The sequence below is a fragment of the Streptomyces sp. NPDC001606 genome, from assembly GCF_053596835.1.
In genome coordinates, this window is sequence record NZ_JBSFHC010000005.1 from 185,637 (window position 1) to 208,753 (window position 23,117).

20 protein-coding genes are annotated in these 23,117 nt (G+C 73.3%); 15 read left to right on the forward strand and 5 right to left on the reverse strand.

Going from position 1 to position 23,117, the window contains the following annotated elements; genetic code table 11:
* Positions 1-85: 85 nt before the first annotated feature.
* From ACWCV9_RS12460 to ACWCV9_RS12470, 3 genes are all read right to left on the reverse strand, one after another.
* Entirely contained in the window at positions 86-2,149 is a 2,064-nt protein-coding gene (locus ACWCV9_RS12460; protein ID WP_450785985.1) for a hypothetical protein, read from the reverse strand.
* Positions 2,139-3,035 (reverse strand): hypothetical protein, encoded by an 897-nt coding sequence (locus ACWCV9_RS12465; protein WP_450785987.1) that lies wholly within the window; start codon positions 3,033-3,035, stop codon positions 2,139-2,141. Before ACWCV9_RS12465 ends, ACWCV9_RS12460 begins: the two co-directional genes overlap by 11 nt.
* 145 nt (positions 3,036-3,180) lie before the next feature.
* On the reverse strand, positions 3,181-3,837 hold the full coding sequence (locus ACWCV9_RS12470; RefSeq protein WP_450785989.1) for a Crp/Fnr family transcriptional regulator: 657 nt from the start codon (positions 3,835-3,837) through the stop codon (positions 3,181-3,183).
* A 234-nt stretch (positions 3,838-4,071) separates the two neighbouring features.
* On the opposite strand from ACWCV9_RS12470, the gene ACWCV9_RS12475 reads away from it, so the two are divergent.
* From ACWCV9_RS12475 to ACWCV9_RS12545, 15 genes are all read left to right on the forward strand, one after another.
* Entirely contained in the window at positions 4,072-6,747 is a 2,676-nt protein-coding gene (locus ACWCV9_RS12475) for a glycosyl hydrolase (RefSeq protein ID WP_450785991.1), read from the forward strand.
* A gap of 252 nt (positions 6,748-6,999) precedes the next feature.
* Complete coding sequence (locus ACWCV9_RS12480; protein ID WP_450785993.1) at positions 7,000-8,817, forward strand: gamma-glutamyltransferase family protein; 1,818 nt, start codon at positions 7,000-7,002, stop codon at positions 8,815-8,817.
* Positions 8,818-8,910: 93 nt separating this feature from the next.
* Entirely contained in the window at positions 8,911-9,759 is an 849-nt protein-coding gene (locus ACWCV9_RS12485) for an inositol monophosphatase family protein (protein ID WP_450785994.1), read from the forward strand.
* A 90-nt stretch (positions 9,760-9,849) separates the two neighbouring features.
* On the forward strand, positions 9,850-11,268 hold the full coding sequence (locus ACWCV9_RS12490; protein WP_450785995.1) for a phytoene desaturase family protein: 1,419 nt from the start codon (positions 9,850-9,852) through the stop codon (positions 11,266-11,268).
* On the forward strand, positions 11,265-11,774 hold the full coding sequence (locus ACWCV9_RS12495; RefSeq protein ID WP_450785996.1) for an O-acetyl-ADP-ribose deacetylase: 510 nt from the start codon (positions 11,265-11,267) through the stop codon (positions 11,772-11,774). The genes ACWCV9_RS12490 and ACWCV9_RS12495 overlap by 4 nt, the downstream gene beginning before the upstream one ends.
* 330 nt (positions 11,775-12,104) lie before the next feature.
* A complete protein-coding gene (locus ACWCV9_RS12500) occupies positions 12,105-13,289 on the forward strand; it encodes an ATP-binding protein (RefSeq protein ID WP_450785998.1) in 1,185 nt (394 codons plus the stop codon).
* Positions 13,286-14,128, forward strand: a complete 843-nt coding sequence (locus ACWCV9_RS12505) for a roadblock/LC7 domain-containing protein (protein ID WP_450786000.1) — start codon at positions 13,286-13,288, stop codon at positions 14,126-14,128. The genes ACWCV9_RS12500 and ACWCV9_RS12505 overlap by 4 nt, the downstream gene beginning before the upstream one ends.
* Positions 14,125-14,508 carry a DUF742 domain-containing protein gene (locus ACWCV9_RS12510; RefSeq protein ID WP_450786001.1) on the forward strand — a complete coding sequence of 128 codons (384 nt, stop codon included), beginning with the start codon at positions 14,125-14,127 and terminating at the stop codon, positions 14,506-14,508. Before ACWCV9_RS12505 ends, ACWCV9_RS12510 begins: the two co-directional genes overlap by 4 nt.
* A 3-nt stretch (positions 14,509-14,511) precedes the next feature.
* Positions 14,512-15,072, forward strand: coding sequence for a GTP-binding protein (locus tag ACWCV9_RS12515; RefSeq protein ID WP_450786003.1), 561 nt, complete (start codon positions 14,512-14,514; stop codon positions 15,070-15,072).
* Positions 15,073-15,085: 13 nt separating this feature from the next.
* Positions 15,086-16,444, forward strand: coding sequence for a cytochrome P450 (locus tag ACWCV9_RS12520; protein WP_450786004.1), 1,359 nt, complete (start codon positions 15,086-15,088; stop codon positions 16,442-16,444).
* Positions 16,445-16,503: 59 nt separating this feature from the next.
* On the forward strand, positions 16,504-17,793 hold the full coding sequence (locus tag ACWCV9_RS12525; RefSeq protein ID WP_450786006.1) for a cytochrome P450: 1,290 nt from the start codon (positions 16,504-16,506) through the stop codon (positions 17,791-17,793).
* 5 nt (positions 17,794-17,798) lie between these two features.
* Positions 17,799-18,554, forward strand: coding sequence for an enoyl-CoA hydratase/isomerase family protein (locus ACWCV9_RS12530; protein ID WP_450786008.1), 756 nt, complete (start codon positions 17,799-17,801; stop codon positions 18,552-18,554).
* Between the two features lie 224 nt (positions 18,555-18,778).
* On the forward strand, positions 18,779-19,654 hold the full coding sequence (locus tag ACWCV9_RS12535) for a methylenetetrahydrofolate reductase (protein ID WP_450786009.1): 876 nt from the start codon (positions 18,779-18,781) through the stop codon (positions 19,652-19,654).
* Positions 19,655-19,815: 161 nt separating this feature from the next.
* A complete protein-coding gene (locus ACWCV9_RS12540) occupies positions 19,816-21,333 on the forward strand; it encodes a DNA-3-methyladenine glycosylase 2 family protein (protein ID WP_450786011.1) in 1,518 nt (505 codons plus the stop codon).
* Complete coding sequence (locus ACWCV9_RS12545) at positions 21,330-21,818, forward strand: methylated-DNA--[protein]-cysteine S-methyltransferase (RefSeq protein ID WP_450786013.1); 489 nt, start codon at positions 21,330-21,332, stop codon at positions 21,816-21,818. The genes ACWCV9_RS12540 and ACWCV9_RS12545 overlap by 4 nt, the downstream gene beginning before the upstream one ends.
* Here ACWCV9_RS12545 and ACWCV9_RS12550 read toward each other — a convergent pair.
* A complete protein-coding gene (locus ACWCV9_RS12550) occupies positions 21,803-22,546 on the reverse strand; it encodes an SIR2 family NAD-dependent protein deacylase (protein WP_450786015.1) in 744 nt (247 codons plus the stop codon). The two genes, ACWCV9_RS12545 and ACWCV9_RS12550, sit on opposite strands and share 16 nt — an antisense overlap.
* A gap of 56 nt (positions 22,547-22,602) precedes the next feature.
* Positions 22,603-23,106: an NUDIX domain-containing protein gene (locus tag ACWCV9_RS12555; RefSeq protein WP_450786017.1), complete on the reverse strand. Its 504-nt coding sequence runs from the start codon at positions 23,104-23,106 to the stop codon at positions 22,603-22,605.
* Positions 23,107-23,117: the final 11 nt, after the last annotated feature.

Here is a 23,117-nt window from a genome sequence, read left to right on the forward strand (position 1 = left end):
CGGGTGGTGAGGGGGCATGGGGTGCCGCAGGGATGTGTCCGGCGGTGGTGGGGAGCCCGGGCGGCGCCGGAGAGGGCTGTGCGGATCAGGCGCTCTGGTCGGCGCCTTCCGGCACGGCTCCGGCGCGCCACTCGGCGAGCGACCGTTCGGCGAGCGCCTTGCCGGGTGTGGTGTCCCCGGCCCGGTCGATCGACCTCAGCAGTCGCAGGCTGCCGGGGTTGCGCTGCCGGACGAGCCGGGCGAACAGCTCGTCCAGCTGCCGTTCGCGCTCCGGAGTCCCGGCCGCCCCGGCGCACCAGGTGAGCAGCGTGTCCCGCATCGCGGGGTAGGCCATCGCCTCGTCCAGGGCGTGGCACACGAGGGCGGCGACCTGGTCCGCGCCCTCCTGCCCGGCGGTCAGCAACTCGCCGTACCAGCCGGGGTCCTCGGCGACGAGGGCGGGGACGGTGAGGACGGCCACCAGCCCCGGCAGGTCCTCGATCGCCGCCCACTCGGCCAGGTGACGCACCATCACCTGCCGGGTGTGCGCGGAACCGGTGGCGAACCGGCGTACCAGCGTCGCCGACACGCCCATGGCCGTGGGGGTGGGGTCGGCGTCGTCGACGAGGGCGTCCAGCACCTGGCGCAGCAGCCGCAGGGCGGTCTCGGCGGGCAGGGCCTCGGCGTCGGGCCGGCAGGCGGCCAGGACCGCGGCCCGGCACGCGGGTTCGGGCGCGTGGCTCCACGCCTCCAGCAGTGCGAGCGCCGGGGCGGCGGCCCGGCCGAGGCGGGCCTGGGCGGCGAGGGCGAGCCCCGCGACCTCGACGGCCGTCCAGGGCCCGGTGCCGACCAGGTCCTCGACCAGCCCGAGGCTCCGTCCGGCCGTACGCGCGGCCAGCGCGCTCAGCGCACGCGCGGCGTGCTCCGCCTGCACCTCGTCCGCGGCCGTGCCGAGCCAGCGGTGCAGCAGCGGCAGCCACTCCGTCCGCTCCCGGCACACCACGTCCCAGACCGCCTCGCCCACCGCGGGCCAGAGGAGGTCGACGGTGCCGTCGCCGTCCTCGCGGACCGTGCACCGCGCCCCGACGGCCGCGAGGACGGCTGGTGCGACTGCCTGTACGCCCCTTGTGGTGCGCGGTGACGTCTCGGCCGGGTCTGCGGCAGCGCGGTCGGCGCGGACCAGGTCGAGCAGGTCCGCCGCCCGGCCGAGGACGGTGTCCCGGTCCAGTCCCCGGTGGACGCAGACCGCGAACAGGTGGGCCGGCAGCACGGGATCGCCGTCCGTACCGGGGCCCGAGCCGAAGCCCGGGCCGGTGTCCGCGCCGGACAGCAGCCGCGCGGCTTCGGCGGCGGCGAGCCGGGCCGTCAGCGCGGCGGCGGTCACCCGGCCGGCGGGTCCGGGGCCGGACAGCGCCTCGGCGACCCGCACCGCCTTGCCCGGCGGCAGCCCGGGCGGCAGCAGCGCGGCGAGGGCGGCCGGCCCCACCCGTCTGCGCCGGCGGGCCCGCTCCCCGGGGTCGGGGCACAGGCGGGCGAAGTGGCGCGCGAAGACCTTCCCGGGGTGGGGCGGCCGGTGGCGCAGCGCGCACACGCCCAGCCGCTCCTCAAGGGCCCGTGCCAGACCCGGTGTCTCCCGCAGGACGACGACCATCCGGGCACCGGCCTCCTCCAGCTCGCGCTCCAGGCGCTCGATGTCCCAGGGCCGCAGGGCGAGCGGATCGGCCAGGTTCATCACCAGGAAGCCGTGCGTCCCGTGGGGCCGGGGCCGCCAGTGCGCGAGGTCCACGGTCCCGTCGACCTGGACCAGCGCGGGATCGGCACATTCGTGCGCCAGCAGGTTCAGCGCCAGCGTCTGGCGGCCGGTGCCGGGCGCGCCGACGAGGAACAGGACTCCGGAGCCGAGCGCCTCCAGGGCGTCGGTGTATCCGGCGGGCGGGACGAAGTGGGCGCGGGCCGCCCGGAGCTCCTTCGCCCGCACCGGCCCCTGGCGGACCGGGGGCAGGCCCAGGCCGCCGGGTGCGGGGGAGTCCGCGGGCGCGTAGCGCTGATCGCCGTGCACGGTCCCGGTGTTGACGGTCCCGTGCGGGGCGACGACCACCGTCCCCCTGACCCGGGCGACCCCGGGCAGCAGGGCGTCGAGGACGTCGTCCGGGTCGTCCTCAGCCGTCATGGCGCTCCTCCGCATCCGGGCGCGCGGACGGACCGAGGGCGGTCAGGTGCTGACCGCCGTGCACGGTACCGGTGTTGACGATGCCCCGGTCGGCACGCAGCACCCCGATGACGGCGCGGCCCAGGCCGACCGCCGCGGCCTTCGCCGACGCCTCTTCCGGTGCCTGCTTCGGTGCCTCCTCCGGCGCCTCTTCCGGTGCCGCGGGCCGGCCGGGCGGTACGGACAGCGGCCCGGAGGGCGAGGGCACGTACAGCCAGGCCCGCTGGGCGAACGCCTTGCCCTCGACGGTCGCCGGCACCTCGATGAACTGCTCGCAGGGCCGCCCGGTGTACCCGGAGGCGACGGCGTCCTGGTAGCAGCGGTCGGACAGGATGGCCACCACCTGCGTGACCCGCTCATGGGACTGGGCCAGCACGGCCCTGACGGGACGGGAGTCGAGCAGCCGGTGCGTGTCGTTGCGTGCCGTTCCGTTGCCGCCGAAGGCGTCCCCGGTGTCGGGGAGCGGGCCGATGTGCAGGCTGACGCGCAGCCTGATCCGGGCCAGTCCGGCGCCGTGCACGTTCAGTTCGGCGACCACGTCCTGGAGGGTGTCCAGCCAGGGATGGATCACCAGCGGCAGCAGCCTGGGGTCGAAGCCGAGGACGTAGCCGTCGCCGGTCGTGGCGGGGAACAGCCGGGTGTCCCACACCTCGGCCAGCCCGGCGCGCGCCAGCGAGGTCCTGACCAGCTCGGGCACCGCCCGGCTGAGCGCCTCGTGCTCGATCGCCGGGCGCGCGGTGAAGCCCTCCACGTCCACGGCCAGGATGCCGCGGTACGGGGGGAGCGGGCGGCTGTGCGAGTAGGGGAGTGCCGTGGTCACCGGCGGTGCCTGGGCGTCGACGTGCATTGTCTCTCCTTCGGTAAAACGCCTGTACGACAAGGGAGTTGAGCCGTGCCGGGTCTGCCGGCCGTGCTCCGTCGAGCTTCGCGGGGAAACGGCGGGAGTTCCGTTCCCGCGGCACCGACGGAGCGTGTCGGCCGTCACATCCGGCTCAGGCGGCGGTCCGCTGTCGCAGTACGGCGCGCAGCCGCCGCTCGTCGACGACCTGGACGGAGGTGCGGCCGACCCGCACGCACTCCGGACCCAGGCGCCGCAGCGCCTCGCTGACGGACCGCCGGCCCGTGTCGAGGTGCTGGGCCAGCTCCACCCGGGTGAGGCGGAACGTGTGCTCACCGGACAGCGTCATGAGGCGGAGCAGCGCGGCCGCGAGCCGCCGGTCGAGGTCGCCCTCGCCCGCCTGGGTCTGCTCGCGCAGCCGGCTCAGCGCGAGCCGGGCCAGCTGCTCCCCGAGGCCGTACCTCCTGACGACGTCACGGAAGTCGTGCGCGGAAACGGAGATCACTTTGCATTCAGTAATGGTCTGGACGTCCGCGAGCCGGGCGTCGCCGTCCTGTACCGCCATCTCGCCCAGCACTTCTCCCGGACCACGGAAGGACAGCAGCTTCTCGCGGCCGTCCGCGCTTCTGCGAACCACCTTCACCAGGCCGGAGTCCAGTACCAATACATGAGTTCCGGGCTCTCCCTGGCGGAGCAGCGTCACCCCGGCGGGGTGCCGGCGGGCAGGGCGGTCGGTCAGGTCCCGCCAGGCTCCGAAGGGGGCCAGATCGCGCAGTGTCGCGTACGGCGAGAGAGGGGTTTCTTCGCTCATGCGACGAAAAGTAGAGGAGCGGGGAAGCCAGCGGGGGGCAATGATCGCTTCTGTTCGTGACATCACCATCTCCGGCTCCCCGTGGCCGAGTTGGTGATGATCGGGTTCATGTGCGGTGCTCGGTAAACACCACGCCATATTTTCCTGGGAGCCCTATCTGCGACTGTTGTGACCACGCCAAGATCCCCTCTGCGCCGGGACACCCCGATATGCCCGGTGCAGGGAGGAGAGGGCATGACGGCCCCGCGACAGCGACGACGGCTCATGACCTGCGCCGTCGTGGCGGCCGCGTTCGGACTGGTGAGCACCCAGTCGTTCGCGGCCCCGCACGACACCAGACCCAGGCCCTGGCAGGCACGCCACCAGGCCGCCATCGGCCGGCAGCACATCAAGGCGGTGCGTGCCGGACAGGGCATGTCCGCCCTCACCGCGACCGAGGGCGATGACGACGGCGGCGACGAGGCGGAGAACTCGGCCGAGTCCACCGCCCAGTTCACCGAGGCCCGCACCGCCCCCGGCGTCGTCGCGCCCGGCGCCTACGGGGCGGCCTGGCAGCAGTTGCAGTCGATGCGGCACACGCCCGGCAGCTGGAACCACGTCACGGACAAGGCGTACGACTCCGACGACCGCCGCTACCGCGATGTGAACTCCAACTCCAGCGGCGGCGCCGGCAAGGTGACGGGCCGGATCACCGGGATCGCCGCCGACGACCAGGGCTACGTCTACGCGGGCGGCGCCAACGGAGGCGTCTTCCGCTCCACCACCGGCGGCGGCCACTGGAAGCCGATCGCCGACGCGCTGCCCTCCCTGTCGACCGGCACCCTCGCCCTGGACGGCCGGCAGCGGCTCTGGTACGCCACCGGCGAGTCCAACACCGGCGCGACGTCCTTCGTCGGCACGGGTGTGTACGTACTGAAGGACCCGCACCACGGGCAGTTCCAGCCCGGTGACCGCGTGGGCGGCGCGGAGCTGGAGTCCACCGTCATCCACGCGCTGCGCTTCGCCGGCACCACGGTGTGGGCGGCCACCAGCACCGGTGTCTGGTCGCACTCCACGACCACCCTCTCCGGCCCCTGGAAGCACGAGTTCGCACCCAACCCGGACTATCTGCCCGGCGGTTCGAAGGCGGACGACCCGAGCGCGCCGTACAAGAACATCGCCAACGACATCGCCGTCGACCCCAAGGACCCCGGCAAGGTCCTGCTCGCGGTCGGCTGGCGCGGCGGCGACACCTACAACGGGCTGTACGCGAAGACGGACGACGGCAGCTGGAAGCCGGTCAGCGGCCTGGGCGACCTGCCGACCGACAGTGCCGACGTCGGCAACATGACGTTCGCGGCGGCGGCCGACGGCTCGCGCCTGTACGCCATCGACCAGTCGCCGGCGCAGATGGCCGCCAACCCGGACAGCGGGCTGAAGGGCGTGTACGTCTCCAAGAACGGCTCCCCGTTCGGGCCGTGGACGCAGATCGCCGACTACACCAAGCTGAAGGCGTCCGGCTCCGCGTTGCAGGGCGCGGGCTACATGCCCGGCATCCAGTCCTGGTACAACCAGTTCCTCCAGGTCGACCCGGCCGACGCCGACCACCTCTACCTCGGCCTGGAAGAGGTCTTCGAGACCAAGAACGGCGGCCAGAGCTGGACCACCCCCGGCCCGTACTGGAACTTCCCCTTCCCCTGCTGGAGCATCGACCCGGCCAAGCAGACCGGCGACTGCTCGCCCACCACGCACTCCGACCAGCACGCGGTCGCGATCGGCAGCTACAAGGGCAAGACCTGGGCCTACGTCGGCAACGACGGCGGCATCTACCGGCGCCCGCTGAACGGCGCGGTGGACTCCGGCGGCCACGCCAAGGACTGGCAGTCCCTCAACGACGGCACCATCGACGCCCTCCAGTACTACTCCGTGGGCGTCGGCAGGGACCTCGACCACGGCGGCGTCTCGGTCACCGGCGGCCTCCAGGACAACGGCCAGTCGATCCTGCGCGGCCACGACAGGGTGATGGGCTCGAACTTCGGCGGCGACGGCGGCGACACCATCGCCGACCCCGCCAACGGCTGCAACATCGCCGCCGAGTACGTCTACCTGGACATGTGGGTGACCCAGAACTGCGGTGTGAACGACGGTTCCTGGTCGTCGGACCCGGCCAAGGCCACCGAGTACGAGGTCGCCCCGCCGGACAAGGACCTGGGCGGCGCGGGCGCCCGCTTCATCGCCCCGATCACCGCCGACGCCAAGGACACGCACACCTGGATCGCGGGCGGCCGGCACGTGTGGGTGCAGACCAAGGGCTTCGCGATCCGCTCCGGCAAGGAGTGGACCAGCGCCTACGACCTCGGCGACGGCCATGTGGCCACCGCCGTGGCGTCCTCCGGCGGCACGGTGTACGTCGGCTGGTGCGGCCCCTGCAACAACCAGGGCTTCACCCGGGGCATCGCGGTCGGCAAGGCCGACGGCACTGGCTGGCACCAGCTGAACCTCCCGGTCGACGGCACCGTCCCGAACCGCTACGTCTCCGGCTTCGAGATCGACCCGGCCGACGCCCAGCACGTCTACGTGGCGATGAACGGCTTCTCCCGCAGGTGGACCGAGGGCCCGGGGGCCGGCGTCGGCCACGTCTTCGAGTCCAGGGACGGCGGCGCGCACTGGAGGGACATCTCGGCCAACCTGCCCGACGTCCCCGCCGACGCGGTCAAGCTCCTGCCGAACGGCGGCCTCGCCCTCGGCACCGACCTCGCCACCTTCTACCGGCCCGCCGGGGCCACGCAGTGGCTGGTCCTCGGCCACAACCTGCCCACCACGGCCGTGATGCAGCTGCGCCTCGGCCCCGACGGCCGGCTGTACGCCGCCACTCACGGCCGCGGCATCCGGTCCTACGACGTACGGCACCTCAAGGGCCGTAAGGACTGACCACGGCCCGTACGCCCCGCCGTACGACGACGGCCGGTGCGGCCCCGGACCCCCGGGACCCACCGGCCGTCCGGCGTATCCGGGCTACAGCCCGAGGGCCTCGCCGGCGAGTTCCGTGCCGCATGATCCGCACCGTGGACGCGGAGCAGGGGAAGACCCCGCGAACGGGAAGCCCGCCAGGAAGGTTCACCCGATCGAGAGGGTCCCGGCACCCTACGATGGACACTCCGATCGCAGCGAGGTGAGAGCCGTATGTTCACCACCCGCCCGACCCTCCAGGGCACGTTCGGCATGGTGTCCTCCACCCACTGGCTCGCCTCGCAGTCCGCGATGGCGGTGCTGGAGGAGGGCGGCAACGCCTTCGACGCCGCCGTGGCCGGGGCGTTCGTGCTGCATGTGGTGGAGCCGCATCTGAACGGGCCCGCCGGCGAGGTGCCGATCCTGCTGGCCCCGGCGGGCGGCGAGGTGCGGGTGCTGTGCGGGCAGGGCGTGGCTCCGGCCGGTGCCACCGTCGCCCACTACCGGGGGCTCGGGCTGGACCTGGTGCCCGGGACCGGTCCGCTCGCGGCCGCCGTGCCCGGCGCCTTCGACGCCTGGCTGCTGCTCCTGCGCGACCACGGCACCAAGTCCCTGGACGACGTCCTGAAGTACGCCATCGGGTACGCCGCGCACGGGCACCCGCCCGTGGAGATGGTCGGCGCGACCGTCGAGAGCGTACGGACGCTGTTCGAGACGGAGTGGACCTCCTCGGCGGAGGTGTATCTGCCGGGCGGCAGGGCGCCCCGGCCCGGTGCGCTCCTGCGCAACCCCGCCCTGGCCGCCACCTGGCAGCGGCTGCTCGCCGAGACCGCGCGGGCCGGCGACCGGGAGGCCCGGATCGACGCGGCCCGCGAGGTGTGGCGCTCCGGCTTCATCGCCGAGGCGCTGGTACGGCAGTCCCGCCGGCCCACCCTGGACACCAGCGGCGCACGGCACACCGGCACGCTCACCGAGGCCGACCTCGCCGGCTGGTCGGCGTCCTACGAGCCACCGGTGCGCTACGACTGGAACGGCTGGACCGTGTGCAAGGCCGGCCCCTGGAGCCAGGGACCCGCCCTGCTCCAGCAGCTCGCCCTGCTCCCGCCCGAGCTGCCCGCCCCCGGCTCCGCCGACTACGTCCACCTGCTCGTCGAGAACTGCAAGCTCGCCATGGCCGACCGGGAGGCCTGGTACGGCGACGCCGCCGAGGTGCCGCTCGCCGAGCTGCTGTCGGACGAGTACAACACCGCGCGGCGGGCCCTTGTCGGCGCCAAGGCCTCGTACGAGCTGCGGCCCGGCAGCCCCGGCGGACGCGCGCCGCGGCTGCCCGCGCAGGCACACGCGTGCGTGCCGGAGGGCACCGGCCGCGGCTTCGACCCGATGGGCGCGGGCGAACCGACCGTCGCGGCGTTTCCCGCCGAGCCGGAGGTGGCCGCCGACGGCACCACCCGCGGCGACACCTGCCACCTGGACGTGGTCGACCGCTGGGGCAACATGATCGCGGCCACGCCCAGCGGCGGCTGGCTCCAGTCCAACCCGGTCGTGCCCGAACTGGGCTTTCCGCTCGGCACCCGGCTCCAGATGACCTGGCTGGAGGAGGGCCTGCCGAACTCCCTCACCCCGGGCCGCCGCCCCCGTACCACCCTCACCCCGTCCCTCGCCCTGCGCGACGGCGTCCCGGTCCTGGCGTTCGGCACCCCGGGCGGCGACCAGCAGGACCAGTGGCAGCTGCACTTCTTCCTCGCCGCCGCGCTGCGCCCGCCGGTCCGTGGCGGTCTCGACCTGCAAGGCGCCATCGACGCCCCGAACTGGCACAACGACAGCTTCCCCAGCTCCTTCCACCCTCGCGGCCGCCACCCCGGCAGCCTGACCGTGGAGTCCCGCACGGACCCCGCCGTGGTCGAGGAACTGCGCCGGCGCGGCCATGACGTCACCGTCGGACCCGCCTGGTCCGAGGGCCGCCTGTGCGCGGTGGCCCGGGACCCGCACACCGGCATCCTCTCGGCGGCGGCCAACCCGCGCGGCATGCAGGGGTACGCGGTGGGCCGCTGAACAGGGCGCGGCGGCACCTGTTCGTCATGCCGATTCCAGCCCCTGTACACCCGGGCGGCGGGCGATGTCAGTGGGGCGTGCTCTCATGGAGGCATGATCGAAGAGACCAGGGAAACCATCGAGGAGTTTCTCACCCGCTGCTCGGCCGACGTGGAGGAAGCGCTCCGCAAGACCGCCGAAGCCGAGATCCTGCCCCGCTTCCGCCGCCTCGCCGCCCACGAGGTGGACCAGAAGAGCGGCCCCCACGACCTGGTGACGGACGCCGACCGGCGGGCCGAGGAGCGGCTCACCGAGGCGCTCGGCGCCCTGCTGCCCGGCTCGCTGGTGGTCGGCGAGGAGGCGGTGCACGCCGACCCGGCGACGTACGACGCGATCCAGGGCGGCATACCGGTCTGGATCGTGGACCCGGTCGACGGCACCCGGCAGTTCGTCCACGGCGACGAGGGCTTCTGCACCCTGGTCGCGCTCGCCCACCACGGCACCGTCCTCGCCTCCTGGACCTACGCCCCCGCGCGCGACCAGCTCGCCCTCGCCGTCCGCGGCCGGGGTGCCTTCCTGGACGGCGAGCGGCTCGTCGCCGGGAGCCCCGAGCCCGGCCGGGATCTCACCGTCGCCACCTCCCACCCGGACTACACCACCGGCGCGCAGAAGCAGGCGCTGCTCCCGCTGTGGAGCGACGGCCTCGCCCCGCGCCCCTGCGGCTCGGCGGGCCTGGAGTATCTCGCCGTCGCGAGCGGCCGCCTGGACGCGGTCGCGTTCTCCTGGGAGGCCGCCTGGGACCACGCGGCCGGGCTGCTCCTGGTCGAGGAGGCGGGCGGTACCCACCTGACCCGCAGCGGAGAGCCGTTCCGGGTGACCGGGGACAACGCCCTGCCGTTCACCGCCGCCCGTGACACCGCCACCGCCCACCGGGTGGCCGGACTGCTGCGCACGGCGGCCTGACCCGGGCGCGGCGGCCCCGGGCCGGGGGAGTGTCAGTCCCCCGGCATATCCTGATCCTGAATGGCCGTCGGCTGACGAAGGGGTCCGAAGGTGCCGTCGATGCTCGATGCGGTCGTGGTGGGTGCGGGGCCGAACGGACTGACCGCTGCCGTGGAGCTGGCCCGCCGCGGCTTCTCCGTCGCCCTGTTCGAGGCCAAGTCCACCGTGGGCGGCGGCGCCCGCACCGAGGAGCTGACCCTCCCCGGCTTCCGGCACGACCCGTGCTCGGCCGCCCACCCCCTCGGCATCAACTCGCCCGCCTTCCGGGACCTGCCCCTCGACCGCTACGGCCTGGAGTGGCTGCACGCGGAGCTGCCGATGGCGCACCCCTTCCCGGACGGCAGCGCGGCCGTCCTGTCCCGGTCGGTGGCCGAGACCGCCGCCTCCTTCGGGCCCCGGGACGCCGGCGCGTACCGCAGGCTGGTCGAGCCGCTGCTCGCGCACTGGGACACCCTCGTCCGGGACTTCATGTCCCTGCCGCTGACCGCCCTGCCGCGCGACCCGGTCACCCTGGCCCGCTTCGGCCTGGCCGGGCTGCCGCCGTCCACCTGGCTGATGCGCCGCTTCCAGGACGAGCGGTTCAAGACGCTCTTCGCCGGACTGGTCGCCCATGTGATGGCACCGCTGAACGGACTGGCGACCAGCGCCATCGGCCTGGTCTTCGCCCTGTCCGCGCACGCCCGCGGCTGGCCCGTGCCCCGCGGCGGCTCCCAGGCGATCTCCGACGCGCTCGCCGCCTATCTGACCGACCTCGGCGGTGCCGTCCACACCGACTACGAGGTCAAGCGCCTGGACGACCTGCCGCCCGCCCGCGCCTATGTCTTCGACACCTCGCCGACCGCGCTGGCCCGGATCGCGGGCTTCGGCGACTACTACGCCGGGTACCGCTACGGCCCCAGCGTCTTCAAGATCGACTACGCGCTGGACGGCCCGGTGCCCTGGACCGCGCCCGAGGCCCGGGTCGCCGGCACCGTCCAGATCGGCGCCGACCACACCGAGATCGGCGCCGCCCTGCACGCCGCCTCCCGCGCGGGGCGCGCCCCCGACCGGCCCTTCATGATCACCGTGCAGCCCGGCGTGGCCGACCCCACCCGGGCCCCCGAGGGCAAGCAGGTCTTCTGGGCGTACGGCCATGTTCCCAACGGCTGGTCCGGCGACCTCACCGACGCCATGGAGCGCCAACTGGAGCGCTTCGCCCCCGGCTTCCGCGACCGCGTGCTGGCCCGCGCCGTCGCCGGCCCCGCCGAGATGGCCTCCCGCAACGCCAACTACGTCGGCGGCGACATCGCCTGCGGCGCCGCCTCCGGGCTCCAGCTGCTGCTGCGGCCCCGACTGTCCCTGTTCCCGTACCACACGCCGCATCCGGCGGTGTTCATCTGCTCCTCGGCCACCCCGCCCGGACCCGGTGTGCACGGCATGTCGGGGCACAATGCGGCGAAGGCCGTCTGGCGGAGACTGAGGCAGACATGACCGCCATCACCCTCGTCCGGGGCGACATCACCGAACAGCACGCCGACGCCGTCGTCAACGCGGCCAACTCCTCGCTGCTCGGCGGCGGAGGCGTGGACGGCGCGATCCACCGGCGCGGCGGCCCGGCCGTCCTGGAAGCGTGCCGCGCCCTGCGCGCCTCCCGCTACCGCCGGGGTCTGCCCACCGGGGAGGCCGTCGCCACCACGGCGGGCCGGCTGAACGCACAGTGGGTCATCCACACCGTCGGTCCGGTCTGGTCCGCCACCGAGGACCGCTCGGAGCTGCTCGCCTCCTGCCACCGCGCGGCCCTGCGGGTCGCGGACGAACTCGGCGCCCGCACCGTCGCGTTCCCCGCCATCTCCACCGGCGTCTACCGCTGGCCGGTCGAGGACGCGGCCCGGATCGCGGTGGACACGGTACGGACCACACCGACCGCCGTGGAAGAAGTGCGCTTCGTCCTCTTCGACGACCGCGCGTACCAGGCGTTCGCCGCGCGGCTCCGCTGACGCAGTCGCCGGGGGCATATACCCGGCGACCGTCGGAAATGTCCCCGGTCACGCTTTCCGGAACGGGAACCGACCAGTACGCAAAGGGATGCAAACCCCCCGGGGAACAGGGCCGTTGGGGGGTCTCCGGGGTGCGCTGGTTCACCTAAGTGGGTGATAGCATCCCCGCGTCTGTGACCTTGGTCCCCTCGGCTGAGGCGCCGTAGAAAACGATTTCGGCCCGGTACTCGACCACATCGCGGCCAAGTCGTCCTGGAAGCCGGTCGTGCCCCCGGTTCGCGCGGCGTCCCTCCGTCAACGGCCGCAGGCTACACGCCAGGAAAGGTTTCCATGAATCGAGACGCACTTGTGTGGTGCCTGGTTGCGGTGACGGTGATCGCCGTCGTCGCGGCCGTGGCCCTCAGTCGTCGCAACAAGGCCATAGCGGCGAAGAAGGCCCAGGCCGAGGCCCTGCTCACGCAGAGACTGAGCGAGGTCGAGGCCCAAGCAGCCGCTTTACGAGCGGAGTTGCACCAGCACCGGACCGAGCACGCCAGGACCATCCAGGAAGCCGAGGAGGCGGCGGAGGACAGCACCAAGGCCGTCCTCAAGGGCTCCGCACGCTTCCTCCAGAGCCTCGCGGCCGAGCAGTTGGCGCTGCTGGAGGAGATCCAGCGCAAGTACGGCGGCCACTCCGTGCTGGGCGACCTGCTCGAAGTCAGCCACGCCAACGCGCAGATGGCCCGCAAGGCACAGGGCATCGCGGTCATGTGCGGTGCGCCGCTGGGCCGTCGCAACCGGCCCGCGAGCGTGTACGACGTGGTGCGCAGCGCGCAGGGCCAGATCCGCAACTTCCGGCGTGTCGAGATCATGCAGCAGACCGGTTTCGCGCTGAAGGCGTCCGCGGTCTCGCCGGTGGCGCTCGCCGTCGCCGAACTGCTCGACAACGCCGCGAGTTTCTCGCAGCAGGGCTCGCCCATCGAGGTGACGTTCCAGCGCGTGCAGAGCAACCTGTGCATCGTCATCGACGACGCCGGTGTCGGCATGAACGACGAGGAGCGGCAGAAGGCCAGCGCCCTGCTCTCCGGCGACTACCGGCCGCGCCTGTCCCAGCTGGGCAACCAGCCCAAGTTCGGCTTCCCGGTGATCGGCCTGCTCGCCCAGCAGTACGGCTTCCGGGTCGACGTCACCGGCATCTCCCGCTACGGCGGTGTGCGCGCGGTCGTACTGCTGCCCGAGGAACTGTGGACCGAGGAGGAGACCGCTCCGGTGGAGGACGACCGTACGGCCGCTGTCCGTGGCCCCGTCGGCCGCCCCGAGCCAGTGGCCCGCACCGCGCACGGCCTGCCCCGGCGCGGCGCACGTCAGGTGCCCATCGCCAGCGTCCCCGACCGCGACGACACCACCGCGCCGCCCCCCGCGGCACCGGAGGAGGCCGGGCGTGCGGCGGGCCGGAGCCTCGGCGCCTTCCAGCGCGGCACGCTCTCGGGCCGCAACCTCGCCGCGGCCCCGTCCGAAGGGTCGGATGAGGCATGATCGAAGACCTGTCGTGGATGCTTGAGGACATCGTGGCCAACGTGCCCAAGGCACGCCACGCGGTCCTGCTCTCCGCGGACGGCCTGCCGCGCGGCGCGACCGAGGGCATGGCCCAGCGCGACGTGCGGACCATCTCCGCCGCCATGGCGGGCATGCAGTCGCTCAGCCGGGCCACCTCGCACTTCGCCGGGACCGGCGAGGACCGCCAGTGGAACCAGACGATCATCGAGTTCTCGCACGGCTGGATCTTTCTGATCGGTGCCGGGCAGGGCGCCTATCTCGCGGCGGCCGCGGCGCCCGACGTCGACATGCAGCAGATCTCCTTCCGGATGCACCGGCTCGTCGCCCGGCTCGGCAACAACCTGACCTCGCCGCCCCGGGTGCACGCCGACGAAGCCCCCGGCGACCAGGCAGGACACCCCCGGCACGGGAACGGCCGGGGCACCGGGATCCCGATCGCGGACCTCGACGAGGTGATCGCCGAGGTGCGGGGCGCCCGGCACGCCGTCCTGCTCGGCGCCGACGGGCTGCCGCGTGGCGCGACCACCGGCATGAGCCAGGACCTCGCGGACACCATCTCCGCGGCGATGACCGGCATCCACGCCTACAGCCGCGCCACCGCGCAGTTCGCCGGAGCGCAGCCGGACGCCCAGTGGCGGCAGACAGTCATCGAGTTCCAGCACGGCTGGATCTTCCTGATCTCGGCCGGCCGGGGCGCTTTCCTGGCGGCGGCCGCCCAGCACGACGCCGACATCGAGGAGTTCACCACCCGGCTGCACAGCGTCGTACCGCGGCTGAGCGGAGAGCTGGCACCGCACGGGGAGGCGAGCCGCACGTGACCGACGAGCCGGACGAGGGACTTGAGCTGACCTCGGCGTTAGTCCCGTTCTTCGTCATCACCAACGGGCGTTCGCTGCCCCCGGAGAACGCCTACGAGCGCACCACCCTGGTGTCCGCGAGCGAGGACGCCTTCGCGTCGGCACGCACGCTGTCCCCGGAGGCCCGTCTCGTCCTGGACCTGGTCAAGGACGGATTCCTGTCCGTGGCCGAGGTGGCCGCCCACACCCATCTGCCGCTGGGTGTCGTCCGGATTCTGCTGGCGCAGATGGAGGACAACGGTCTGATCGTCGCGCGCAAGCCCGTGCCGCGCGCCGAACGTGTCGACCGAGAAGTGCTGAACGCCGTGCTCGACGGCCTCAAAGCTCGATTCGGAGCGTGATTCGTGTACCTGGATTCAGGTGTCCGCACCGCGGTGAAGGTCCTCGTGGTGGGGCACTTCGGGGTCGGGAAGACCACGTGCATCGGAAGCATCTCCGAGATCGAGCCGCTGCGGACCGAGGAAGAGATCACCGAGGCCAGCGAGGGCTTCGACGACCTGTCCGGCACCCCGGACAAGACCACCACCACGGTCGCCATGGACTTCGGCCGCCTCACCATCAACGAGGAGGTGGTCCTGTACCTGTTCGGCACGCCCGGGCAGGAACGCTTCAAGGAGATGTGGGAGGAGCTGTCCCGGGGCGCCCTCGGCGCACTGGTCCTCGTCGACCCCGAACGGCTCTCCGAGTCCTTCCCCGTCCTGGACCTGGTCGAGCGGTTCGGACTGACCTACGCCATCGGTGTCAACTACTTCGACGGCACGCCCCGTTACCCCATCGAGGAGATCCGGGAGGCGCTCAACCTGTCCCTGGACACGCCCGTCGTCCCCTGCGACGTACGCGACGAACAGTCCGCGGCGCACGCCCTCATCACCCTCGTGCACCACCTTCTGTCCCTCACCTACTAGGAGCCCACCCCCTATGCAGCAGCGCCCCGGCATACAAGGGCCGCCCCCCGGCTGCCCCGCCCACGGCGGCAACCCCCAGCTCTACGGCCCGCAGTTCGGCTCCGACCCCGACGCGCACTACGCCTACCTGCGCACCCTCGGCCCGAGCGCGCCCGTCGACATCGCTCCCGGGGTGGAGGTCGAACTCGTCACCAGCTACGACGCGGCCCTGTACATCCTGCAGAACCCCGCGTCGTTCGTCCGGGACTCACGGCGCTGGAACGCCCTGAACGAGGGCCGCGTCCCCGAGGACAGCCCCGCGCTGCCCATGATGGGCTACCGGCCCAACGCCCTGTTCAGCGACGGCGCCGCGCACGCCCGGCTGCGCCAGGCCGTCACCGACAGCCTCGCCACCGTCAACGAGCTCCAGCTGGTACGGCAGACCCAGCAGTCCGCCGACTACCTGATCAGCCGGTTCAGCTCCGAACGGCTCGGCCAGGCCGAGCTGATGGCCGAGTACGCGCAGCCGCTGCCGCTGCTGGTCTTCAGCGAACTCTTCGGCTGCCCGCCCGAGATCGGTGACCGGGTCATCACCGGCATCAGCGGCATCTTCTCCGGCACGCCCGGCGCCGACCAGGTGCTCGCCGAGGCGCTGTCCGAGCTGATCGCCCTCAAGCGGCGCCGCCCGGCCGAGGACCTGACGACCCGTCTGATGCAGCACCAGGCGGGCCTGTCCGACGAGGAGGTGCTGCACCAGCTGGTGACCCTGCTGTCCGGCGGCACCACCCCGCTGTCCGCGGTCATCGGCACCACCAGCGCGCTGATCCTCGGCGAGGAGTGGCAGACGGACCTCCCGGTCGAGGATGCGGTCAACCAGGTCCTGTGGAACTACGCGCCGATCGCCAACTACGCCGCCCACTACCCCACCCACGACGTGGAGCTGGGGCAGCGCGTGATCAGGGCGAACGACCCGGTGGTCATCTCCTTCGCGGCCGCCAACACCGACCCCCGGCTGGCCGAGCACCGCGAACAGCTCAGCGCCAAGGCCCATCTGGCCTTCGGGGCCGGGCCGCACGCCTGCCCCGCCAAGGACCCCGCCTTCGTGATCGCCGTCACCGCCGTGGAGTCCCTCCTCAACCGGCTGCCGGACATCGAGGTCCGCGCGCCGTTCAAGGACCTGAGCTGGGTCCCGGCCCCGTGGAGCCGCTCCCTGGTGGCGCTGCCCGTGCGGTTCACCCCGCGCACGGTCGGACCGGCCGCCGCGCCGGCCCGGGAACAGCAGCCGGCCGCCCCCGCCGCTCCGGCCGCCTCGTCCGCGACCGACCGGCCCACCGCGCCGAAGCCCAAGCCGGGCCTGTTCAGCCGGTTCCTGGCCTGGACCCGAGGAGAGTGACGAAGGCAACTCATCGTTGAATCGTCACTTTGTATGTACCCGTCAAGCAAGGGGTATGCATGGCGGCGGCCGATCAATTGGATCAAGAAAGGGCCGTTGTGGAGACCGCTGCGATAAGACCACCTGCCGACAGACGCCGTACCGTCTCGCTCTTCTCCCGTCTGCGCACGGCACAGGGACAGGCCAACCCGTTCCCTGTCTACGCCGAACTCAGGTCGAGGGGCGAGGTCGCGGCGGCGCCCTGGGGCGGGTACCTCCTCACCGGCTTCGACGTGTGCGACCGGGTGCTGCGCAGCCGTGACTGGCTGGAGCCGGATCGCCGCTGGCGCGAGCAGCAGGGCTCCGGCACCCGGTGGACGGCGCCCTCCTCGCGGGAGATGAGCCGGACCCTGCCCGCGCTCAACCCGCCCGAACACACTTGGGCGCGCCGCGCGGCGGGCATGTTCGACCGCAGCTCCCTCGACCAACTCCGCGGCCCCGTCGTCCGGTTCACCAGCCGCTGCCTCGACACCCTCGCGGAACGGCTGCACGACGGCGAGGCCGACTTCAACGCGCTGGTCAGCGAGGAGCTGCCGGTCGCCGTCATCGGGCACTGGCTCGGCCTGCCGACCGCCGACCACGCGCGGCTGCGCGAGCTGACCCACGACCAGGTGTTCACCCAGGAACTCCTGCCCTCGGCCAGCCAGTTGGCCCTCTCCGACGCGGCCACCGCGGAACTGCGCACCTACTTCACCGACCTGGTGCGGGAACGCCGCGCACGGCCCGGCGACGACCCGGTGTCCCGCTGGATCGCCGTGTGGGACACCCTGGAGAGCGACCGCGACAAGGCCGACGAAGCCGTCTACTTCCTGGCCCTGTTCGTGCTGCTGGCCGCCCTGGAGACCACGGCCACCCTGCTGTCCACCATGACGTTGCTGCTCCTGGACCACTCCCGGCAGTGGCAGCGGCTCGTCCTCCAGCCCGATCTGGTCCCGGCCGCCGTAGAAGAATCGTTGCGCTACGACCCGCCCACCCATGTGATCAGCCGCGTCTCCGCACGCGACTGCGTCCTCGGCGGCGTCGACATCCGCAAGGACGAGATGGTCCACCTGCTGGTCGGCGCGGCCCATCGCGACCCCGCCCGGCACCCGGACCCGGAACTGTTCAACCTGCACCGCAAACCGGGCCACCTCGCCTTCAGCGGAGGCGCCCACTACTGCCTCGGCGCGCCCCTCGCGCGCATGGAGGCCCAGACCCTGCTGCACCAGCTGGTCACGCGCTTCCCGCGGCTCACTCTCGTACGCCGGCCGACCTGGGCCCCGCGCGTGGCCTTCCGCCGACTGCTCAACCTGGACGTCACCCTCGTATGACCGACATGACCAGCCTCTACGCCCCGCTGTCCGGGACCGCGTTCGACACCGACCAGGACGGCCCCGTGCTGACCGTCCGGCTCGGCGGCGACACGCTCACCCTCGCCGTCCTGGACGGACTCCTCGCCCTGCTCGACGGTCTGCACGAGCGGCCCGACGTCCGGGTGCTGCTGCTGACCGCCGACGGCGACGACTTCTGCCTCGGCGCCGACCGCGCCGAGTACCAGGCGGCCCTGGACGCCGACCCCACCGGCGCCGCCCTGCGCCGCATCGCCGACAAGGCACACCGGGTGTGCGAGGCCCTGGAGAACACCCACGCCGTCACCATCGCCCGGCTGCACGGCAAGGTCATCGGCGCCGGCCTCGCTCTCGCCTCCTACTGCGACCTGCGCGCGGGCGCGGACGACTGCCGCTTCCGCATGCCCGAGATCGGCATCGGCCTGCCCCCGGCCTGGGGCGGTGCCATGGGCCGGCTGGTCGCCGAGGCCGGCGCGTCCCGCATCCGCGAACTGATGCTGACCTGCGACACCTTCGACGCGGCCACCGCACACCGGCTCGGCCTGCTGCACCGGACGGCGCCCCGCGAGGACCTGGACCGGGTGATCGGCGCCTGGGTCCGCCCGCTGGTCCGCCGCTCCGCCGAGGCGGTCACCCTGACCAAGCGGATGCTCGCCGGCTACGCCCGCGCCGCCCGCACCGCCGACCCCGGCCTGCTGGACGCCCACCTCCTCACCGCCCAGCTCACCCGCCCCCGCCCCTGAACACCGTCTCCCCGCACCGGCCGGCCCGGCAGCACGTCCCCGTGGCCGGCCGAGCCGTGTGCCGTGTCCTGTGGGGCACCGGGCGGCGTCCGGCGTCCGCGCCGTGCGTGGCATCATCGGCCGAGGTTCCGAACGCGGCCGCACCCAGGGCCCGCGACGCCGGCAGGATCCGAAAGACAGGCCCTAGCCGCCACCGGCCGTACCCAGCCCCCACAAGGAGCACGATGAACCCCGCACGCACCGCGTCCTCCTCGCCGGCCGCGCCGGCCGCCTCCCTGCTGGAGGACTTCTCGCTGGAGATGACCGGCAAGGACGTGCCCGCGCTGGAGGAGGCGCAGGGCAGCATCCCGCGGGGCACCCGGATCAACATCACCTTCCTTGCCAACGAGGACCTCGGCACCCGGCTCGCCGCCGCCCGCGCGGTCAAGCGGCTCGGCTTCGTCCCCGTCCCGCACATCTCCGCGCGCCGCCTGCCCTCCCGCCCCGCCCTGGAGGAGTTCCTCTCGGCGCTGGCGGCGGACGGCACCGCCGAGAACGTCTTCGTCGTCGGCGGTGACCCCGCCCGCCCCGAGGGCCCCTACCCGGACGCCCTCTCCCTCATCCGCACCGGCCTGCTGGCCCGGCACGGCGTACGGCACGTCGGTATCAGCGGCTACCCGGAGGGCCACCCCGCGATAGCCGACGGCACGCTCTGGTCCGCCCTCACCGACAAGGCCGCGGCCATCGGCGCCGAGCGGTTCACCGGCGATGTCATCACCCAGTTCGGCTTCGACGCCGACCCCGTCCTCGGCTGGCTGGAGGCGGCCCGCGCCCGGGGCGTACGGCTGCCGGTCCGCATCGGCGTGCCCGGACCCGCCGGAGTACGCCGGCTGCTCGGCTACGCCACCCGCTTCGGCGTCGCCACCAGCGCCTCCGTGGCCCGTAAGTACGGCTTCTCGCTGACCAACCTCATGGGCACCACCGGCCCGGACCGCTTCCTGCACACCCTGGCCGAGCGGTACGACCCGGCCCGGCACGGCGAGGTGAAGGTGCACTTCTACACCTTCGGCGGCCTGCGCACGACCGCCGAATGGATCACCCACTTCCGCCACCACCACTGACCGCCCTCCGGCATCCCCGGCACCGGCTGGTGGAGGGGAGCGCGTGAACCAGGACAGCATGGGGCGGCCGTCCGCAAAGGGACGCCACCGGCTCACCAGCGCGCACGCACGTGTCGGATTTCCGCCAGCGACGTCGGGGGCCGCTGCACGATCCTGGACACATGCAGAACGCGACGCACCTCGACCGGGAGCACTGCGTGCGTGCCGTGCAGTCCAAGGACGCGCGGTTCGACGGGTGGTTCTTCACGGCCGTGCTGACCACCCGGATCTACTGCCGGCCCAGCTGTCCCGCCGTCCCGCCCAAGCCAGAGAACATGACCTTCCTGCCGAGCGCGGCCGCCTGCCAGCAGGCCGGGTTCCGGGCCTGCAAGCGCTGCCGCCCGGACACCAGCCCCGGCTCCCCGGAGTGGAACCAGCGCGCCGACCTGGTGGCCCGCGCCATGCGGCTGATCGCCGACGGAGTGGTGGACCGCGAAGGGGTGCCCGGGCTCGCTGCCCGGCTCGGCTACAGCACCCGGCAGGTGGAGCGCCAGCTCCTCGCCGAACTGGGCGCCGGCCCGCTCGCCCTCGCCCGCGCCCAGCGCGCCCAGACCGCACGCCTGCTGATCGAGACCACCGCGCTGCCCATGGCGGAGATCGCCTTCGCGGCCGGCTTCTCCTCGATCCGCGCCTTCAACGACACCGTCCGCGAGGTCTTCGCCCTCTCCCCGAGCGCCCTGCGCGCCCGCGTCCCCGGCGACCGCGCCACCCCCGCCACCCCGGGCACCCTCACTCTGCGGCTGCCGTTCCGCGCCCCGCTCAACCCGTCCAACCTCTTCGGCCATCTCGCCGCCACCGCCGTACCCGGCGTGGAGGAGTGGCGCGACGGCGCGTACCGGCGGACGCTGCGCCTGCCGTACGGCCACGGCATCGTCGCGCTCGCCCCCCGCCCCGACCACATCGCCTGCCGCCTCACCCTCAGCGACCTGCGCGACCTCACCGTGGCGATCAGCCGCTGCCGGCGGCTGCTCGACCTGGACGCCGACCCGGTCGCCGTCGACGGCCGGCTGGGCGCCGACCCGCTGCTCGCCCCGCTGGTCGCCGCCGGCCCCGGCCGCCGGGTGCCGCGCACGGTGGACGAGGCGGAGTTCGCCGTGCGCGCGGTCCTCGGCCAGCAGGTGTCCACGGCCGCCGCCCGCACCCACGCCGCCCGGCTGGTCACCGCGCACGGCAAACCGCTGGACGACCCCCAGGGCGGCCTGACCCACCTCTTCCCGGCCCCGGACGCGCTCGCCGCCGTAGACCCCGAGACCCTGGCGATGCCCCGCACCCGGCGCGCCACCTTCACCCGCCTCGTCCGCCAACTGGCCGACGGATCCCTTCAGTTGGGGGTGGAGTCCGACTGGGCGGAGGCCCGCTCCCAGCTCCTCGCTCTGCCCGGCTTCGGCCCCTGGACCGTCGAGGTCATCGCTCTGCGCGCCCTCGGCGACCCCGACGCCTTCCTCCCCACCGACCTCGGAATCCGGCGCGCGGCAAGCGGGTTGGGGCTGCCGTCCACCCCGGCCGCGCTCACCGCCCGCGCCACCGCCTGGCGGCCCTGGCGGGCGTACGCCGTGCAGTATCTGTGGGCGACCGACAGCCACCCGATCAACTTCCTCCCGGCACACGGCAGCGACCGAGAACACAAGGACATGCAGTGAAACAGCACACGGTCATCGACAGCCCGTACGGCCCGCTCACCCTGGTGGCCGACGACGGCGTCCTCTGCGGCCTGTACATGGAGGGCCAGCGCCACCGTCCGCCCGAGGAGACCTTCGGCGACCCCGACGACACACCCTTCGCCGAGGCCCGAGAGCAGCTCGCGGCCTACTTCGCCGGCGAGACCAAGGAGTTCACCCTCGAACTCAGGCTGCACGGCACGCCGTTCCAGCGCAGCGTCTGGGAACAGCTGCGCCGCATCCCCTACGGCGAGACCCGCTCGTACGGCGAACTGGCCGACGCCCTCGGCAACCCGGGCGCCTCCCGCGCGGTGGGGCTCGCCAACGGCAGGAACCCCATCGGCATCATCGTCCCCTGCCACCGGGTCGTCGGCGCGGGCGGCAGCCTCACCGGATACGGCGGCGGCCTGGACCGCAAGAAGCGGCTGCTGGACTTCGAGGCGGGGACCGCTCAGGCGCTGTTCTGAGCCCGCTCGGCCAGCTCGCGCAGCAGCCTGGGCAGCGCCGTGCCGATCGGCTCCCGCACGACCTCGTCGGCCAGTTCGTCGTACGGCGTCGGCTCGGCGTTGACGATCACCAGCCGGGCGCCGTGGTCGGCGGCGACACCGACCAGCCCGGCGGCCGGCTGGACCTGGAGGCTGCTGCCCACGGCGAAGAACACGCTGCACGCCTTGCTGACCGCCACGGCCTGGCCGAGCACCTCCGGGTCCAGCCGCTCCCCGAACATCACGGTCGCCGACTTCAGCACGCCCCCGCAGACCAGGCACGGCGGATCCGCCTCGCCGGCCGCCACCCGGGCCAGCGCCTCCTCCATCGGCCCCCGGGCATGGCACCGGGTGCACACCACGCGGTGCGCGCTGCCGTGCAGCTCCAGCACCTTGCGGGCGGGCATCCCGGCCAGCTGGTGCAGCCCGTCCACGTTCTGCGTGATCACCCGCACCGGGACGCCGGACCGCTCCAGCTCGGCCACCGCCCGGTGCGCGGCGTTCGGTTCGGCCCGCAGGCTGCTGGTGGCGCGCCGCATCTGCCAGGACCGCCGCCGGATCTCCGGATCCCTCATGTAGTACTCGTAGGTGACGAGCTTCTCGGCCTCCGGATCCCGCCGCCACAGTCCGTTCGGGCCGCGGTAGTCCGGGATACCGGAGTCGGTGGAGATACCGGCGCCGCTCAGCACGGCGACGAGGGGCTTGGTCATGTCACCGAGCGTAGGCCGGGCCGTACCGCGGCTGCGAACGGATATCCGGTGCCGGCTCAGGCCGCCCGGTCCACCCGGTGGCCGTTCTCCAGCTCGGCGGTGCCGGAGCCGTCCGCGAGGACGTCGAGCGCGGTCAGCACGCGCCGCCCGAGCGCCCCGGGGAGGTGGTCGGCGAGTTCCGCGCGCGGGACCAGCCGCCAGGACAGCAGCTCCTCCTCCTGCAAGCGGATCGCCTTGAGGTCGGTCTCGGTGAGCACCCCGCCGTCGTACAGGTACGCCACCAGCGGCGGCCGCCCCGGGCCGACCACCCAGTCCACCGCCAGCAGCCGGCCCGGCTCCCGGTCCAGGCCGATCTCCTCCAGCGTCTCGCGGCGCGCGCCCTGGCGCGGGGACTCCCCGTCGTCGGACTCGACGGTGCCGCCCGGAAGGGCCCAGCCGTCACGGTAGTTGGGTTCGACGAGCAGCACGCGGCCCTCGGCGTCGCGGAAGAGCGCGGCGGCACCCACGAGGACGCGGGGCAGGGACGCGATGTACGAGGCGAAGTCAGGCGTCGAGGTCATTCAGGAAGGTT